At 62.8% G+C, this 16,410-nt stretch carries 11 protein-coding genes; 4 read left to right on the top strand and 7 right to left on the bottom strand.

Annotation, left to right across the window (positions count from 1 at the left end; genetic code table 11):
* Positions 1-45 precede the first annotated feature (45 nt).
* Positions 46-1,395 carry a serine hydrolase domain-containing protein gene (locus ACR9Y2_RS37285; protein WP_435046998.1) on the bottom strand — a complete coding sequence of 450 codons (1,350 nt, stop codon included), beginning with the start codon at positions 1,393-1,395 and terminating at the stop codon, positions 46-48.
* Between the two features lie 68 nt (positions 1,396-1,463).
* On the opposite strand from ACR9Y2_RS37285, the gene ACR9Y2_RS37280 reads away from it, so the two are divergent.
* Positions 1,464-1,817, top strand: a complete 354-nt coding sequence (locus tag ACR9Y2_RS37280; protein WP_435046997.1) for a tRNA-binding protein — start codon at positions 1,464-1,466, stop codon at positions 1,815-1,817.
* Positions 1,818-1,889: 72 nt separating this feature from the next.
* Here the strand turns inward: ACR9Y2_RS37280 and ACR9Y2_RS37275 are convergent, their stop codons facing one another.
* A complete protein-coding gene (locus tag ACR9Y2_RS37275; protein WP_435046996.1) occupies positions 1,890-4,100 on the bottom strand; it encodes a CotH kinase family protein in 2,211 nt (736 codons plus the stop codon).
* A gap of 168 nt (positions 4,101-4,268) precedes the next feature.
* Positions 4,269-6,569 (bottom strand): M1 family aminopeptidase, encoded by a 2,301-nt coding sequence (locus ACR9Y2_RS37270; RefSeq protein WP_435046995.1) that lies wholly within the window; start codon positions 6,567-6,569, stop codon positions 4,269-4,271.
* Positions 6,570-7,025: 456 nt separating this feature from the next.
* Here ACR9Y2_RS37270 and bfr point away from each other — a divergent pair, with 456 nt between their 5' ends.
* The 3 genes from bfr (at position 7,026) to ACR9Y2_RS37255 (ending at position 10,680) form a co-directional block, all read left to right on the top strand.
* Complete coding sequence (gene bfr / locus ACR9Y2_RS37265; protein WP_194448768.1) at positions 7,026-7,502, top strand: bacterioferritin; 477 nt, start codon at positions 7,026-7,028, stop codon at positions 7,500-7,502.
* Between the two features lie 188 nt (positions 7,503-7,690).
* Positions 7,691-8,035, top strand: a complete 345-nt coding sequence (locus tag ACR9Y2_RS37260) for a PadR family transcriptional regulator (RefSeq protein WP_435046994.1) — start codon at positions 7,691-7,693, stop codon at positions 8,033-8,035.
* A complete protein-coding gene (locus tag ACR9Y2_RS37255) occupies positions 8,032-10,680 on the top strand; it encodes an ADOP family duplicated permease (RefSeq protein ID WP_435046993.1) in 2,649 nt (882 codons plus the stop codon). The genes ACR9Y2_RS37260 and ACR9Y2_RS37255 overlap by 4 nt, the downstream gene beginning before the upstream one ends.
* Before the next feature lie 17 nt (positions 10,681-10,697).
* Here the strand turns inward: ACR9Y2_RS37255 and ACR9Y2_RS37250 are convergent, their stop codons facing one another.
* The 4 genes from ACR9Y2_RS37250 to ACR9Y2_RS37235 all read right to left on the bottom strand — a co-directional run bounded on the left by ACR9Y2_RS37250 (position 10,698) and on the right by ACR9Y2_RS37235 (position 16,399).
* Positions 10,698-11,930: an aminotransferase class V-fold PLP-dependent enzyme gene (locus ACR9Y2_RS37250; protein WP_435046992.1), complete on the bottom strand. Its 1,233-nt coding sequence runs from the start codon at positions 11,928-11,930 to the stop codon at positions 10,698-10,700.
* Between the two features lie 115 nt (positions 11,931-12,045).
* Positions 12,046-13,617 carry a nucleoside hydrolase-like domain-containing protein gene (locus tag ACR9Y2_RS37245; protein WP_435046991.1) on the bottom strand — a complete coding sequence of 524 codons (1,572 nt, stop codon included), beginning with the start codon at positions 13,615-13,617 and terminating at the stop codon, positions 12,046-12,048.
* Between the two features lie 119 nt (positions 13,618-13,736).
* Positions 13,737-15,209 (bottom strand): efflux transporter outer membrane subunit, encoded by a 1,473-nt coding sequence (locus ACR9Y2_RS37240; protein WP_435046990.1) that lies wholly within the window; start codon positions 15,207-15,209, stop codon positions 13,737-13,739.
* The gene (locus tag ACR9Y2_RS37235; protein WP_435046989.1) at positions 15,206-16,399 is read right to left on the bottom strand and encodes an efflux RND transporter periplasmic adaptor subunit; all 1,194 of its coding nucleotides are present in this window, start codon (positions 16,397-16,399) and stop codon (positions 15,206-15,208) included. Before ACR9Y2_RS37235 ends, ACR9Y2_RS37240 begins: the two co-directional genes overlap by 4 nt.
* Between the last annotated feature and the right edge of the window lie 11 nt (positions 16,400-16,410).

Raw genomic sequence — 16,410 nt, 5'->3', positions numbered from 1 at the left:
AGTGTCCGGAAGGCGCGCCGGGCCGTCCCAGAAGCGGACACCTGGTTACAGGATTTTGCGCAAAGTCCTGAGTTCGACGTGCAGATAGCGGATGGCGCCGTCGGGCCCGGGGACGAAGACGAAGTCGCTGAGGGGGCCCTCGGTGGTGAAGCGGACGCCGGGGGCTGGTTGAGCGGGATACGATTTGCCTTCAAAGGTGAGCACGAGGTGGCCGGCCTCCTGGGTGATGGCAATGCGCCAACCGCCTCCGGCATAGGTGCCTGTATAGCTTTTGAGGGTCTCCTCGGGAATGGCTGAGGGCGCCGGCGGCTGGGGTTCCTCGGGACCGAGGGGTAGGGCCAGTTCCAGGGCTTTCTGGACGACGGATGACAGGGTGGAGCCGCTGCGGTTGGTGACCACGAGGACGGCGGCCTGCTGCTGGGGCGCCAGGACGATGAGGGAACCGAAGCCGACGCGGGCTCCGCCGTGGGAGAGGGTGAAGACGCCGCGATCGTCGGAGGCGACGAGGCCGTAAGTGTAGTGCTCGCTGCCTCCGGGTATGGCGGCATGGGGCTGCGTCATGGCGGCGATGACAGCGGCGGGCAGCACCTGTTTGCCATCGAGTTTCCCCTGTTGCAGGAAGGCGAGGGCGAAGCGCGACAGCTCATGCGCACTGGAGAAGAGGCTGCCGCCGGGCCAGGTGGAGGAGTCGTCGGCGAAGGGGCGCAGGAGCCGAGGCACTTGTTTGGCGCTGCCTTCGTGTTGCTGGGCGAAGGGGTAAGTCATGGCCGTGAGGGGGCGGAAGGTTGTGCGAGTCATGCCGAGAGGCTGGAAGACGCGCTCCGCGACGGCGTCGGCGAAGGGCTTACCGGAGACCGATTCGAGCACGAGGCCAGCGATCCAATAACCGAGGCTGGAGTAGGAGTAGACGGCGCCGGGGTCGAGTTCGACGATTTCGGGCGGCAAGGCGCGGATGGCGTCGCCGAGGGCGGAGTCGTCGTGGCGGCCGTGGCCGGAACCGCGGTCCCCCAGGCCGGCGGTGTGGGAAAGGAGTTGGCGGAGGGTCAGAGTGCCGATTTTCGCCGGCAGGGCTGGCACGTAGGTGGCGATGGGCTTGTCGAGGTCGACGCGGCCTTCCTCCACCAGCGTGAGCACCGCAGCGGCGGTGAACATCTTGGTGGTGGAGCCGATGCGGAAGAGGGTCTGTGGTGTGACTCGGGCCTGGGTTTCGACATCGGAGACGCCGAAGGCCTTTTCGTAGACCACCTGGCCATGATGGATGACGGCGATGGCTGCGCCGGGGGTACCGGAGTCCTGCATGGCGCGTTGGGCAAGCCCATCCAGGATCGAGAAGTCCGGGGTCTGGGCAAGGGCGGGCAGCGCACGGAGGAAGGCGAGCAGAAGGATCAGCCGCATGAGTCCACTATCACAGACTGAGACGGCAGGTCCGGCGGAAGGTCACCTAAATTGCCGAAACTGGAAGCATGACACCCGCACCTATCAAGCCATTGATTGCCATGTCCGTACTGGACCAGGTGGACGTCCGAGTGGGGACGATTCTGTCGATTGAGGAGGTGCCGGGATCGGACAAGCTGATGCAGTTGCGGGTCTCATTTGGCGACCACCAGCGGACGATTGTGGCCGGCATCCGCGGCGAGCGGGAGACGCCGGAGGAGATTGTGGGCCGGCAATGCCTGTTTGTTGTGAATCTGGAGCCGCGCAAGATGAGGGGGGTGGTGAGCGAGGGGATGCTGTTCGATATCGGCTTTGGCGACGGGCTGCGGCCGGTGCTGGCGACGCCGGAAGCCCCCGTGCCTGATGGAACGAGGGCTTCGTAGCGAGTTGAGCCCGGCGCACCCCCGCGCAGGGTCACGCTCCGCGCGGGGGGTAAGGAGAAGGGCCGCGCCGGTCTACGGGGCCGCGGAGGCGTTGGCCAGGCCAGGGGTGGGGGAGGACAGGATAGACCACACCTGGAGGTCGGACGGTACGCGGCCGTAGGAGATGTCGGAAGTCTGTTTGCCGAAGGTGACGGTGTCGATGGCGGTCACCCCATCGGCGGCGAAGAGGCCCAATTCTTCGCCGTCGGCGCTGAGTTTGAAGGCGGCGTGGAGGGCCCCGAGAGCAGCCTGGTCGTCAGCCCAGAACACCAGGTAGCCGCCCGCCGGAACAATGACGCCCTCGGGGATCTTGTATTTCGTGGGATTGGCCAGGTTGTCGGTGAGATAGAGACCGCTGAGGTTTACTTCGGTGTCACCGGGGTTGTAGAGCTCGAACCAGTCGTCGTAGGCGCCGGCATGGTCGGCGTTGGCGAGAGTCGTCTTATTGTCGGCCATGATCTCGTTGATGTAGATGACGAACGAGCCGGTGGCGGGCTCGGTTGTGCCGGCGGCCGGGTTGTCCGCGCCGGGTGTGGGCTGGTTGGTGAGCTCCCAGTTCAGGCCGGAATCGCCGATGCGGATGTAGGAGTGACCGGCGGTGAGTTCCGGGTAGTCGACGCTGTCGATGATGGTGCTGCCGGAGGAGCTGTCGGTGGTGTAGTACAGGTACAGCGTGCCGCCCGCGGCCTGGAGGGTGAAGGGCGCATGCGTGTCGCCCTGGGCCGTGTCTCCATCGAGCCAGAGAAGCAGGTGTTGCCCATCGGCCAGTTTGCCCGCCGGCAGCGCCCATTTCGTGGGGTTAGCCGAGGAGTCGGTGAGGTAGAGGCTGGCGAGGTCGACCGTGCCCGGGCCCAGGTTGTGGATCTCGATCCACGGTTTATAGTTGCCGGCGGCGTCCTTGATGGTGGACGGATTGACGGTCATCACCTCGTTGATGCGCAGGTCGGCCGGGCGGGCATAGGTGTCGAGCACGGGGCGCAGATAGGCAACACGGCGGGTGACGAAATCGGTGAGGCCGAGGACGGTGGTCTGGCCCGTGTTGACTGACTTGCTGAGTGCGTTCTCAAAGTCGGTGTTCGAGTAGAACTTGTTGGGGTCGGAGTAGACGTCGGGCCGGATGATGTCGGCCAGTTCCTGGATACGCGCCTGCATGGTGGCGGTGTCGAAGCCTTCGCGCAGCATGCGGGCCAACTGGCGGAGGTAGACGCGCTTGTAGGTGGCGTCGGCCCAGAGTTTGGTCATCAGCGGCCGGGCGTTATTGCCGCCCATGCCGCCCCCTGCTGGCCCGGAGGTAGTGGTCGGCAGCCAGAAGGGGTCGAGCGTGGGCGGATTCGAGATGCGCGGCGAGCCGTCACCGGTGGTTCCGAACGACTCATTCAGATCCCAGTGGATGTGGATGAACTGTCCGGTGTCCTGGCGGTGGTAGAGCATGAACTCGGAGGCAGAGCCGGCATAGGAGTCGAGGTTCACAAAGAGGATATTGAGCGCGATGCCATACAGCATGTTGTTGACGTCGCAGATGGCCTCGAGCTTGGCGGGCAGTTCCGCCGTGGGGGTGTTGTTGAGGATGTCGAGGAATTGAATGAGATCGGAGTAGTCGTTGGCCTCCTCGTTGGTTTTGAGCTCGTAGAGCGATTGATAGCTGGTGGGATTGGCGCCGAGGTAGGAGAGTGTGGCGTTGGACTCTCCGGCCTCGAAGAGATTGCCGTCTTCGTCGTCGCCGAAGCGGCTCTGCATCATGGTCTTGTCCGGCTCCTCGACGGCGATATAGAGGCCCCAGTACTCGTCGTTCACATAGACACGGGTGTGGACGGCGCGCATGGCCGGGATGTAGCGGGCGGCGAAATCGAGGAAGAGTTTCTCGCGCAGGAAATCGGGCTGCAGGTCGCCGTTGTTCAGATTTAACTTTTTGAGGCCGAGGAATTTGGCTTCGGAATCATATTCATTGAAGTCCAGTTTGAATGATTTCTTGACGCTGGAAGAACGGCGGAAGGAAGCGTTGCCTTTGAAACGTGCTCCGATGCTGGGGATGACGGTGTCGCCGTACTGAAACCGTGCGGGGAAGTAGGGATCTTCCACATTGGTGGAATGGCCTTTGTAAAGGGTGTTGTACCAGTCGGGATTGTCGAAATAGAGCCGAATTTCCTTGACCTGGGTGGAGTCGAAGAAGGACGCCGCCTGATCCGCCGAGAGGGTCGTGATTCCTGACAAAAGCAGAAACGTTACGAGAAATGTAGAGCGCATCACAAAGTGCTTCTGTCGGTAGAACGCGGCCATCCGACGATGCGTTGCTGTGGGGATTGTAAAGGTAGGTAAAGGGCGGGGCGCAATTTGCTAAGCGGGGCTCTGCAGAGGTGGGAGAGGGCGGCCGCAGCCTTGCGGGGCGCCCACTCCAGCAACCGATAGACGCGGCTACTTCTTCTTCAGGTCCACTTCACCCAGCAGTTCGAGGGTGGGATTGAACTCGACGGATTCGGGGATCTCGGGCAAGGCGGCCTTCAACTGTCCGCCGGGCGCGACCATGCGGAAGCGGCCTACGCGCGTACCGCTCTTAAACTTCAGGGCGACAGGGATCTCCAGGCGGAAGCCGGCCGGTACACCGGTGATCTGCGAATCGAGGACGAGCATCGTCTTTCCCTCTTCCTGCGTGAAGCTGTACTGGCCCTTCACCTTTGGCACCGCGGATGCATAAACCCACTGATTGAAAAAGTAGGACATGTCTTCGCCCGCGTGTTTCGAGACAAGTGCGGCGAAATCCGCGGTGGATGCAGGTTTGTCGGAGTAGGCTGTGACGAATTCGCGCATGAGGTTGAGGAAACGGGCATCACTGCCCGTGTTGTAGTCGTGCAGCGACATGCGGATCATGTGCAGCACGTAAGCCCCTTTGGTGTAGATGAGCTGTCCTGCCTGGGGGCAGTCGGTGCCGCCGAGGCGGTAGCCCAGGGAGAGCGGCCCGGCGTCGTTGGCCGAGATGGCGGTGCCCACTGGAACCAGGATGTGTTCCTGCTGGTGCTTCAAGTACTGAAGAAAGGGCTTCATGCCTTTGGTGGCCTGGAGGTACAGAGCGGAAGAGTAGTCGGCAAAGCCCTCGGAAAGCCACTGGTCGCGGTAGTCGCGCCAGACCACGGCGTGACCCCACCACTGGTGCGCGATCTCGTGCGGCCCCACTTCTTCCAGGAACGACCGCATGCTGCCCCTGTCGAGTTTCAACTGGTTGCGGGCCGTGCCGTCCAGGAACGAAGTATAGGGGAGGAAGAGCAGGCCAGGCCAGGATTGCCCGAAAAAGCCGTCAGGCTGCTGGGTGACGCGAAGGAACTTATCCGGCAATTCGCCGAACAGGCGGGTGTAGAGATTGAGCGCCTGCAGGGCTTCCGCGGCTGCCTTGGTCGACATGCCGGTCGTGTTGAGGGCGCCCGAGGAGATACCGATCTGGGCGGCCGCGGCCGGATTGCTTTCCAGCAGCATTCTCAACTCGTTGAGCTCGTCGGCGAGGCCGGAATTCGCATAGACGCTGACCTGAAAGCCATTGGCCTCCATCGACTTTATGGAGAACTTGCCGTAATTGAAGCCGGCGACGGTGGCGGGCCGCTGGCTATCCCACTCAGTGACTTCCTCTTTGCCTTCGATGGCGCGGCGCACCTCTTTGCCCGTTCCGACCAGCGAGAAGCTCTTGGGGATGCGGAACTTCGTGTGGAAGATGGCGCGGTCAGCGAAATCCTCACCGGCAGTGGAGGGGCGGGGAAACCAGGACGAGCGGGCGCCAACGAAGAAATTGCCCTCGCCGGCCTTTTGGATGACGTCCTTGCCTGCGTAGGAGAAGGTCCATTGGTAAGCTCTGCCCGCTTCGAGCGGAGCCGGAGCGATGACCCACAGTGCTCCATCGCGCTTCTCATTCTCCTGGATGAATCCGAGCGCGGCACCGGACTGATCCTTGATCTCCTTGACGCGCAGGGTGGAGGCGAGATTGATCCGAATCAGCTGATCGCCGGCCAGTTTTGCGTCGAAGCTAACAACGGCGGTGGCCGCCAGACTGGCGTTGCCGGCAATAGCTGTATCCACATCAATCTGTTTGGAGTCGAGGATAGTCTTGGGGATTGGAGCCACCTCCGTCTTTTTGCCCAGGTCGCTGAGTGGGAACGAATTCCAGATCTCGCTCGAGTCGGCACTTTTCACACGAAGCAGCGAGATCTCTTCCGCATCGGCAGGTGCGAATTCATACAGCATGTAGCCGAACTGCTTCGTCTTGACCAGAGCCAGGCAGTAGGCGCCGGCCGGCCTGGTGAGATAGCGCAGGACGCTGGCCTCGGCGTTGAAATGAAGCTGCTCGCGAAACAGTTCCCGAGCCGATTTCAGGGTTGAACCCAGACTATCGGTTGCGCCCGGCGCGGCCTTGCCCTGCTTGAGTAGTTCGGCTTCGGTGGCGTCGGAAAACAGGAGAAGCAATTCAGTGAATGAATCTTCAAGCTCCTCTGATTTGCGGGAGCGGCGACGAGTCTCCGCCCGTTCTGAAGGAGTTTGTGCGGCAAATCGGAAGGTGCCCTGTCCCTGGAAAATCGCTCCGTAGGTGCGGCCCGCCATGGGTGGGAGGAAGGCAAGCTTGCCGGAGTCGAGCGTGATGGTGGCTGCCGGCCGGCGGAGCTCAATCTTCTCGCAGGTGACAACCCGGCTGGCGTCCAGGGCCGCTTCGCGCGCAGCCCGGTAGTCCGTGAGCAAGGCCGCCGGATCAGCCGCGAACAGTAGGGCAGAAGCTAGACAAATTGATAAGACCAGACGCAAGAAACGCATACAGCACGGGCGGACGAGCGGTGGATGACTATGCCGGGCGACCGGGACCGAGACCTTTCCTGGCGGCAATCCCGAGGCAGGCCGCCGCCACTATCCTCAATAGAGGGCAATAATGTCAAGAATTACCCTGCCTGGCTGGCAGTATATCATCGCAAATGATGACCACAGGAAAGATAAATGAGAATTCATGTAGCGGTTTTTGGGTCAGATTGGAGTGGAGGACTTCCGGCTGGACCCCCGGCGGGCGCTGAGGCGGAGGGGCCCAGTGGATCCGCGACGTCCTCCGGAGGGGGCTGGTGTTGTTGCCCGGGGCGGGAAGAGGCTACAATTCGGGATGTCTGGGTTACACCATCGGCATTGCCAGGGGCATAAGGAGAAGGATTCATGAAGGGTGACGCAAAGGTTATCGAGTATCTGCAGGAAGTCCTGACGGCCGAGTTGACGGCCATCAATCAGTACTTTCTTCATGCGGAAATGATGGAGAACTGGGGCTATGAGCGGTTGGCCAAGATCACCCGCAAGGAATCGATCGAGGAGATGGTGCACGCGGAGAAGCTGCTGCACCGCATGCTCTATCTCGATGCTTCGCCGAATATGAGCGAGCTGTTCCCGCTGCGCATCGGACAGACGGTGAAGGAGCAGATCGAGAACGACCTCGCGGTGGAGTACGATGCGGTGCCGCGCCTGAACAAAGCCATCAATGCGGCTGTGGCCGCCGGCGACAATGGTTCACGTGACCTCTTCGAGTCGATCCTGAAGGACGAAGAGCACCATGTCGACTATCTGGAAGCGCAGCTCCACATGATCAAGGAAATGGGCTATGAGAACTACCTCGCCCAGAACATGAAGGAACACGAGTAAGGCTTTCGCGAGTTCGATCGGTTAGTGAAAGAGGGCGTTTCCCTGGTGGAGGCGCCCTCTTTTGTATTGGTGGTCCGAGCCAGCCTCTACCCGGCGCCGGCAAGTTTGTTGCAGCCGTCAACTTCCGCAAGGATACCTTGTACTTCTACACGTGCCTGTGTAATATGTAGAAGCGCAAAGTATCCACCATGCCGCCAAAATCCGATCTCCCACAAGGCACGCTCGACCTGCTGATCCTGAAGACTGTGGCCATGGGGCCTGTGCACGGCTACGCCATCGGGCAGCGGCTGCAGCAGGTTTCCCGGGATGTGGTGCAGGTCCCGCAGGGCTCTCTCTATCCGGCCCTGCACCGGTTGGAGACGCGCGGCTACCTGGCCGCGGACTGGAAACTGACTGACACCGGCCGGGAGGCGAAGTTCTATCAACTCACCCGCAAAGGGCGCGTCCAGTTGGATGCGGAAGCCGAGAGTTGGAAGCGCCTAGCGGAGGCCGTCGGCCTGATCCTGCAGGTGCCGGAAGGAGCGGCCGAATGAGCCGCTGGCGGCATCTGTGGTTCCGGTCCCGATCAGAGCAACAGCTGGAAAAGGAGCTCCAGTTCCACATGGCCCTGTATGCGGATGAGCTCATCGCACAGGGGCAGGAGCCCGGTGAGGCTCGGCGGTTGGCGCGGCTGGAACTGGGCGGTCCAGAGCAGGTGAAGGAAGCGTGCCGCGATGCCAGGGGTACGCGGTGGGTTGAGGATTTCGTACTGGATGTCCGATACGCCGTGCGGGGGCTGCGACGCCAGCCGGGCTTCTCCACGGTGGCGCTGTTGACCCTGGCGCTGGGCATTGGGGCGGCTACGGTGATGTTCACCATCGTGCATGGAGTGCTGCTGAAGCCGTTGGCTTACCCGCAGGCTGACAGTCTGGTTTCGCTCCACGAGCAGACGGAGTTTTCCACGCGTTTCGGGAATCAGTGGGCCTTCGCCTACCCGAATTTCCAGGACGTGCAGCGAGCCAGCCAGTCACTGCAGATGGCGGCGTGGCGATTCAGCGGAGGGACGTTTGGCAGCCGTGGCGACGCCGAGTATGTGTCCGCCCGTCAGATTTCGGCCGGCCTGTTCGCGGTTTTGCGCCTGCCTCCCGCATTGGGCCGGGAGTTTGAGTCGAAGGATGATCAGCGCGGCTCCGCGCCTGTGTTGATTCTGGGCCAGGGATTCTGGCACCGCCGGTTCGCCGGCAACCCGGGTGTGCTGGGCACGGCGATCCTCTACGAAGGCAAGCCGCATACCGTGGTGGGTATCGCGCCCGGGGGGTTCAGGCTCGACGACGAGGAGGTGGAGGTGTTCACCCCACTCGGACAGAATACTGAGCCTGTGATGACGATCCGCAAAGCGCATCCCGGTATTAACGTAGTGGCGCGCCTGCGTGAAGGTTCGAGTATTGCTCAAGCGCGGGCGGAGCTGTCGTTACTCGGTAGCCAACTGGCCCGCCAATATCCGGATTCGAACAAGGGGCGCAGTTTCGTGGGCGCACCGCTGAAACCGCAAGTGGACGATGTTCGATCCACGTTGTGGCTGCTGCTGGGTGCGGCCGGCATCCTGCTGCTGATCGCCTGCGCGAATGTGGCGAGCCTGCTGCTGGTTCGGGCCGTGGCCCGCGAGCGGGAGCTGGCGATGCGTGTGGCGCTGGGCGCAGGCCGCGCGCGACTGATCCGGCAGTGCCTGACGGAGAGCGCGGTGCTGGGGCTCGCCGGGGGCTTATCCGGTGTGGTGCTGGCGGCTTTTGGAGTTCGTCCGTTCCTGCATTTCTGGCCCGGCAGCATGCCGCGCGTCGACGAGATCCGTCTGGACTGGCGTGTGGTGTTGGTAGCCGTCGGAGTCTCGCTGGCGTGCGGCTTCCTCTTTGGCATGCTGCCTGCATTGCGCGCACCGGTCCGCGGACTGGACCGCACCTTGCGCGCCGGCGGGCGCAGCATGACCGGAGGCTCGCGCCGGGTTCATGGCAGTTTTGTGATTGTTCAACTCGCACTGGCGGTAGTGCTGCTGGTCTCCGCCGGAATCCTCGGACGCACACTGTTGCGGCTCTCAGCTTTGGACCCCGGCCTGAATATCAGGAATGTGCTTGTGACGCGAATGGCGTTATCGCCCACGGCCACGACGGATCCAGCGAAGATGCGAGCCAACTGGCGCGACGTGCTCGACCGCGCCAGCCAGGTGCCCGGCGTGGAGGCGGTCTCGCTGGTCGACACGGTGCCGATGCGTGAGGGCAACAATCAGCTTGGGTATTCCGCCACTCCTGGTGTCACCGCGCCCAACGACCAGAACATTGCCCTGGCAACGAGCGTCACCCCTGAGTACTTGAAGGTGATGGGTATCGCGTTGCGTCAGGGCCGCTTCTTTACTGAGCAGGACCAGCTCACCAGCGCTCCGGTGATTGTGATCGACGAGGTGATGTCCGCACGGGCATTTCCGCGCCAGCAGGCGGTGGGCAAGCACCTCTGGATACCTGACATGGCTGAGGGCGCCCTGCTGGTGATTGGAGTGGTGAGCCACGTCCGGCATTGGGGGCCGGCGATCGACGATCAGGCTGGCGTCCGGGCTCAGTTTTACTATCCCTTTGCCCAGGTTCCTGACCGGTTTGTGCGGCGATGGTCGGAACTGATGTCGGTTGCGGTGCGGACCAACCGTCCTCCCATGAGCGTGGTGGAGCCGCTGACCAACGCCGTGCGCGGTTCTACGGGAGACCAGGTGCTGTACGAGGTCCGCACGATGGAGCAGTTGGCCGCCAGCATGCTTGGGCGGCAGCGTTTCCTGGTATTCCTGTTCGGGCTCTTCGCCGGCGCGGCCTTGCTGCTGGCGTGCATCGGCATCTACGGGGTGATGGCTTACCTCACGGGCCGCCGCATTCCGGAGTTCGGTGTTCGCATCGCAATGGGAGCCACGGCGGGCGACCTGATGCGGCTTGTTCTCAGGCAGGGCCTGGCGATGATCCTTGGCGGGGTCCTGCTCGGTCTTGGCGCCGCGTGGGGCGCCGTCCGGCTCCTGCAGCATCTGGTGGACGGTGTGCAGAGGGCTGAGCCAGCCACCCTGGCGGCGATGACTGCGCTCCTCGTCGCGGCCGCTGTGCTGGCCACCTATCTACCTGCCCGGAGGGCCAGCCGCACCGATCCCGTCGGCGCCCTGCGCCAGGATTGATCCGGAAGCTATCCCGATTAAGCCAAGGCTCGCAGCAGCCGCTCGATGTCTTCCTGATCGTTATAGACGGAAGGCGAAACGCGCATACGGTGGTCTGTTATGGCCACGTCCACCTTGGCTTGCTTCAGCTTTTTCGCGATGAGTTCAGGGTTCTCCAGCTGGAAGGCGATGAGCGGGCCCGTCGAGCCGCGCGGTGTGATGAGCTGGTGGCCCAGCTTGGGCACCTCCTGCCGGAGATGAGCGATCAGCGACTGGCTGTGTTTGTGGATGTTCTCCACCCCGAGCGTCTGGATGTACTTCAGCGAATAGGCCAGTGTTTCTGAAACGGCGCTGGCGAGGGTGCCCTGTTCAAAGTAGCCAGCCGCTGAATTATCCTGCTGCCAGGTCACCGGTGCGGGATCCGGGCTGTCGTAGGGAAACATGTGGTTTGAGAAGCCGCGCAGTTGGCGGTAGCTGTAAACCGTTCGCTTCAACCGTTCGCCCAGGACGTCCTTGCGGGCATAGAGGAACCCGAGCCCGAAGTCCCCCATCAGCCACTTGTAGCTGGCCGTGGCGCAGAAGTCGACCCCGGATGCTTTGACATCCAGGGGCATGGCGCCGGCCGCTTGCACGATGTCGGCGTAGACCAGGGCTCCGTTGGCGTGGGCGATGTCACAGATCCGTTTCAGATCGTGCTGGAAGCCGTTGATGTAGGAGACCAGCGAGACAGCGACGAGTCGTGTCTGCTTGTTGATGGCCTGTTCGAGTTCCCTCATCTCGATGCGCCAATTTCTCGGCTTCACGATGCGCACGTCCATGCCCTGCTTCCGGAGTGCATCGTAGAGGTAGAGCGAGCCTTCAAAATGCAGGCCGTCCGTCACGATATTAGCCCCACTGGAGGGCAATCCCAGGGACTGCACCACCAGGTTCTCCGCCGCCGTGGTGCTCTGGACAAAGGCAATCTCTTCCGGTGAGGCGTTGACCAGTTGGGCGAATAGCTGCTTCGCCTCGACCTGGGAGCCACCGTGGGCATTGGGGTTCGTGCCTGAGCGCAGGCCGTCGCGATCCCAGATGCCGCGCTGCTTGTACTCCTGATACAGGTCGGCCGCCGCGCGGGCGCCATTGCTCAACGGGTGCCAGCGTCCGGCGTTCAGGCAGGTCTGGAACTCCTGTACACGGAAATTGGCTTTGTCGGGCAGCGAGGGAATGGTGGCGGCGGAGCCGAGCGCAACCGCTCCCGAACTCTGGAAGAAACCGCGGCGCGAAAGCATGGGCAGGACCTCCGGTCATCAGCAATGAGTGTTGGAATCCAAACAGGGTGGCGGAACGGGGCCTGGCTCCACGCGGAGAGCCTTGGACTCCAGCATAGCTCTGCCCGGCCGCTCCTTACCGGTTGTTGGCCGGACGCACATTGAGAATCACGCGCCGGTAGGAGGTCAGCCTGGGCGAGCCTTCATCCGTCACGGCCAGGATGATATGAGCGACGCCGGCGCCCGCGCACCTCGCCCTGCCCGCGAACCACTGCGGCCGGCAGGCTGCCGTTGGCGTGACGACGGCCTTGGCGGTATCCGCTCCGGTGATCGCCACAGCGGCCAGGCTGGTTCCGGTCCCGCCCGCTTCCCCATAGTGGAACCAGGCGAAATGCAGCTTCTGCCCGTCGGGGTCCGTACTGCCCGCGGCATCGAGTTCCAGTGGTTGGCCCACCACGGTATCCAGCACCACTGGCGCCGTACCTGACTGTCCGTTCACTGTGAGCCGCGGGTTGTGGTTGGCATGCGCGAAGTCGGCCGAGGTCCAATCCATGCGCGCCGCGAAGTCGTTCTGGTAGGCGTCACGCCAGCGCCAGATGGTCGCGTGGTCCGAGATGTACTCCTTGCCGTCCACGCCCTTCACAGTGTCCTGCGAAGTCACGCGGGAGAACATGTCGCCGCCCTGTGTCCAGATGGCGTGTTTCTCACCATAGGGTTGCCTGTATACATAGCGCCCGCCCCAGCCGCCCCAATCGGGCCGGCGGTAGGCGTTGAGCCCGTTGTTGATGAGTCCCAGGAAGGACGGAGTATCGCCTTCCATGATGAACATGAACTTCGGATAGAGCTTACCCAGCGGGCCCTTGCTGCGGATGTTGGCATCCAGCCATTCGTTGGTGACGAGGGCTCCGTCGGCGCCGGCGCAGTTGCGGTAGTACACATCGCCGCTGATGCCGGTCCAGGTGGCGTAGTAGTACTCGCCGCTGGTAGGCGTGGATGGCATGACGACGTAGGCCAGGGCGGGGAATTCGCGCCGGATCCATGGGCCCGCGTCGTCCTGGTCGGAGATCGAGTAGACTCGCAGCTTCTCGACAAACTTCTGAACAGCGGCCGGTTCGCGGGTCGACCGCACCTGAATCAGTGCCTGCGCCAGCGTATTCGCTCCACCCCACACGCTGATCCACAGCGGTCGCGGATCGTCGCGGTCGGCCGCACGGATGATCGCCTGTGCGCCCTCTGACGTTTTGCCGGCGCCGGTTGCTGCCATGCCATAAGCGGTTTGGCCAGAGGAGACGAGCTTGTCGAGCTCCTCCGCGGCCGGCCATCCGCCAGCGTGCTTCTGCAGGTTGGACCGCACCGTGCCATAGGCCTGCACCAGCGTGTGCATGGTTTCCGGATGCACCACCTGCTTCTGCCAGGTGGAGGTGGTTGCGACAATGCCCTCCACATCGAGCTCATTGGAATAGAGCAGGAACCGGATCAGCGACATCTGATCGTCCGGCTCGTTGCCAATGTCACTCAGAACAATGACGCGCGGATGTCCGCTGAAGTTGTCCACCAGCGGCGCGGCCGGCGGCTGGGCAGGCAGAGCTTGGATCCCTGCCAGAGCGAGAACGGCGGCCAAAGTCCAAAACCGGGCCCGCGGCGACCGTTGGCGGCGCTGCTGTGTCCGCTCTCCCTGAATTCTGCACGCATCCTGATCCAGCCGCATTGAGTTTCCGCTCCCGTGGTTCCAGCGCTCACACGGGCTTACTCTATGACATCCACGGGAGCAATTCCACAGCCAGGTGCAGAAACCCTCTTCCCGCGCTTCACTGGTCCTGCAGGCGCCTAGTGCACCTTCGTCAACTGTGGAAGCCGCGACGCCTCCCAGCCTCCGCCCAGCGCCTTCACCAGCAGGATGTGTGCTTCAATCCGCCGCCTGAAAATGTCGATCTCGTTGCGCTGGTTCTGCAATGCGGCCGTCTGTGAAGTGATCACCTGCAGGTAGGTATCGACGCCTCCTTCGTAGCGGACTTTGAATATATCCAGGGACTTCAGGGCGGATTCCGTGGCGGCGGTCTGCTGCCGCGCCTCCTTCTCCAATTCGCGCAGGGCGGCGAGGTTGTCCTCCACTTGTTGAAACGCCGTCAGCGCCGACTGGCGGTAGTTCGCCACGGTCGCCTCGTAGCCGGCCTTGGCCGACTCTGAGTTTGCCCGGCGCAAGCCATGATCGAACAACGTCTGGGACACCGCCGGTCCCACGGCCCACATCCGGCTTGGCCAGCTGAACCAGTTCACTGCGGATGTGCCTGCGAAACCGGCTATGGCGGAGAGGCTGATCGTCGGGAAGTAAGCTGTGCGCGCAATGCCGATCTGCTCATTTGCCGCGGCCATGCGGCGCTCAGCGGCTGCAATATCCGGCCTGCGTTCCAGAAGCTGCGCAGGAAGAATCCCCGGGATGCCGGGCAGGCTGGGCTGCTGTATGGTGAGCGGCATAGGGGTGAGACTGAGGGCGGCTGGAGGTTTCCCCACCAGGATTGCGATGGCGTGTTCATAGCGAGCGCGATCCACCGCCACATCGATCTCGGCCACCTTGGCCGTCTGGAGTTGAGTCTGCGCCTGAGTCACGTCAGAGAGCGGAGAGGCCCCGCCGTCATAGCGGTCCTGCGTCAGTTGCAACGCCTCCTGGTACGCCTGGACGGTATCCGACAACAGTCGCTTTTGCGCGTCCGCGCTGCGAAGCTCAAAGTAGTCGACGGCGAGCTCGGCGTGCAGGCTCAGGCGGGCGGTTTCCAAATCCGCGGCGCTTGCCTGCGCCAGTTCAGCGGCGCTGGTGATTTGCCTCCGGATCCGGCCCCAGAGATCGATTTCATAGTTCAGGTCGAAGGGCAGTGAGAACGCACCCACGCCATTGTTGGCCTGCGATCTATTGAAATACGGTTGATTCGCTGACAGGCGCTCGGCTCCTGTGGATGCGCCGACAGAGACGGTTGGAGCCATTTCCGACCTGCGCGCACGGATGGCGGCTCGGGCGCCCTGGAAGGTTGCCTCGGCCTCTTTCAATGTCTGATTCGCGCCGTCAACCTGCTCCTCCAGTTCATTGAGTTGGGCGTCATTGAACAACTCCCACCATTTGCCCCGCAGCAGCCCGTCTCCGGGTTGCGCCGTTTTCCAGCCGTCCATCTCTTTGAACGAGTCCGCGCCAGCCTCCTTGAACTGGGGTGTGGCGGGCACGTCCGGTTTTACATATCGCGGACCGACCATGCAACCCGTCAGCAGCGACAGCGCCGTGAATAACAGTGCGAATGGTGCGCGTCTCATTTCCGGGCCGCCTTTGCGATCTGCACAGGAGTGCCCGTGACGAGTGAATCGGAGGGTGACAGGATGACTTCATCGTCCGGGCGCAAACCCGAGTTGACCTCCACCCTGGCTCCGAAGTCCCGGCCGATGGAGATGGGAACCAGTTCGGCCTGGGCTCCTCGAACGACCGCGACCCGCAGCCCTTCAGCTCGGAACAGCAGCGCGCTCGACGGAATCTCCCAAGCCTTGGTCGAACCTGGCACACGCAGGTGTACAAACGCATAGGAGCCCGGCAGCAGTTCGCCCGCGGAGTTGTCGATGTCCACTTCGACGTTCAACGTGCGCGAAGCCGGATCGATCGAGTTTGAGTTCCTCACCAGCACACCCTGAAAGGTCTTGTTCGGAAACTGGTCGGAAGTCAGCTTGACCGGCGCGCCATTTCGAACGGAGCCGGCCGAGACTTCCGGCACGGCCACAAAGACGCGCAGTTTCCTGGTGGTTGCCAGGTGGAACAGTTCGCGCGGTGAGGATCCGGCATCAATCAGCGCGCCGACATCGGTCTGCCGCGCCGTGATGACACCCTCGAACGGAGCGTAGACCTTCTCGTACCCCTGCAACTCCTCCAGGCGCCTCACATTCGCCATGCTCGCGTCGACGGCGGCTTGTTTGGCCGAGAAATCGCTCACCGCCTGGTCCGTCTCCTGTTTCGACACCGCGTGCCGGGCGAGCAGTCCGTTCCAGCGGTCCGCAGTGGTGCGTGCCAGTTCGAGGTTGGCTTGCAGGCTTTTCAGATCGGCGCGAGCCTGGGCGAGTTGCTGATCCACCTCGGGTGTTTCGATCTCCGCCAACAGGTCACCTTTGCCCACGTGCGATCCGATGTCGAAGTACCAGCGCTTCAGGTAGCCATGGGTACGGGCGTAGATGGGCGTTTCCGCGTAGGCCTGGATGTTGGCCGGCAACACCAGATCCTCCTGGTCACCGGCAAGCATGGGGTGGACCACCGATACGCGCAGGGCCGCGCCATCCTGCGCTGAGCGCGCCAGGGTCTCCACCGCCGCGCTGCGTGCGCGCACGCCTGTGACGACAAGGCCTGCGAGTCCGGCCAGGACAACCAGCGAGATGACGCCTAGCGTGTGCAGAGCCGTTTTTGTGGGTCGCGCGCCGGTGGTAGGGGCGCTGTCAGTTGGAGGTGTTTCCACTTCTGAAGTCATTTGAGTTCTCC

The sequence above is a fragment of the Paludibaculum fermentans genome (assembly GCF_051172195.1).
Classification (GTDB): Bacteria; Acidobacteriota; Terriglobia; order Bryobacterales; family Bryobacteraceae; genus Paludibaculum; species Paludibaculum fermentans_A.
The sequence above is the reverse complement of the archived record's forward strand: the minus strand, read 5'-3'. Positions and strand labels throughout refer to the sequence as shown.

Bases quoted from the DNA above. Each gene is read 5' to 3' on its own strand.
- ACR9Y2_RS37285 (WP_435046998.1), bottom strand. From the start codon at position 1,395: ATGCGGCTGATCCTTCTGCTCGCCTTCCTCCGTGCGCTGCCCGCCCTT.
- ACR9Y2_RS37280 (WP_435046997.1), top strand. From the start codon at position 1,464: ATGACACCCGCACCTATCAAGCCATTGATTGCCATGTCCGTACTGGAC.
- ACR9Y2_RS37275 (WP_435046996.1), bottom strand. From the start codon at position 4,100: ATGCGCTCTACATTTCTCGTAACGTTTCTGCTTTTGTCAGGAATCACG.
- bfr (WP_194448768.1), top strand. From the start codon at position 7,026: ATGAAGGGTGACGCAAAGGTTATCGAGTATCTGCAGGAAGTCCTGACG.
- ACR9Y2_RS37260 (WP_435046994.1), top strand. From the start codon at position 7,691: ATGCCGCCAAAATCCGATCTCCCACAAGGCACGCTCGACCTGCTGATC.
- ACR9Y2_RS37255 (WP_435046993.1), top strand. From the start codon at position 8,032: ATGAGCCGCTGGCGGCATCTGTGGTTCCGGTCCCGATCAGAGCAACAG.
- ACR9Y2_RS37250 (WP_435046992.1), bottom strand. From the start codon at position 11,930: ATGCTTTCGCGCCGCGGTTTCTTCCAGAGTTCGGGAGCGGTTGCGCTC.
- ACR9Y2_RS37245 (WP_435046991.1), bottom strand. From the start codon at position 13,617: ATGCGGCTGGATCAGGATGCGTGCAGAATTCAGGGAGAGCGGACACAG.
- ACR9Y2_RS37240 (WP_435046990.1), bottom strand. From the start codon at position 15,209: ATGAGACGCGCACCATTCGCACTGTTATTCACGGCGCTGTCGCTGCTG.
- ACR9Y2_RS37235 (WP_435046989.1), bottom strand. From the start codon at position 16,399: ATGACTTCAGAAGTGGAAACACCTCCAACTGACAGCGCCCCTACCACC.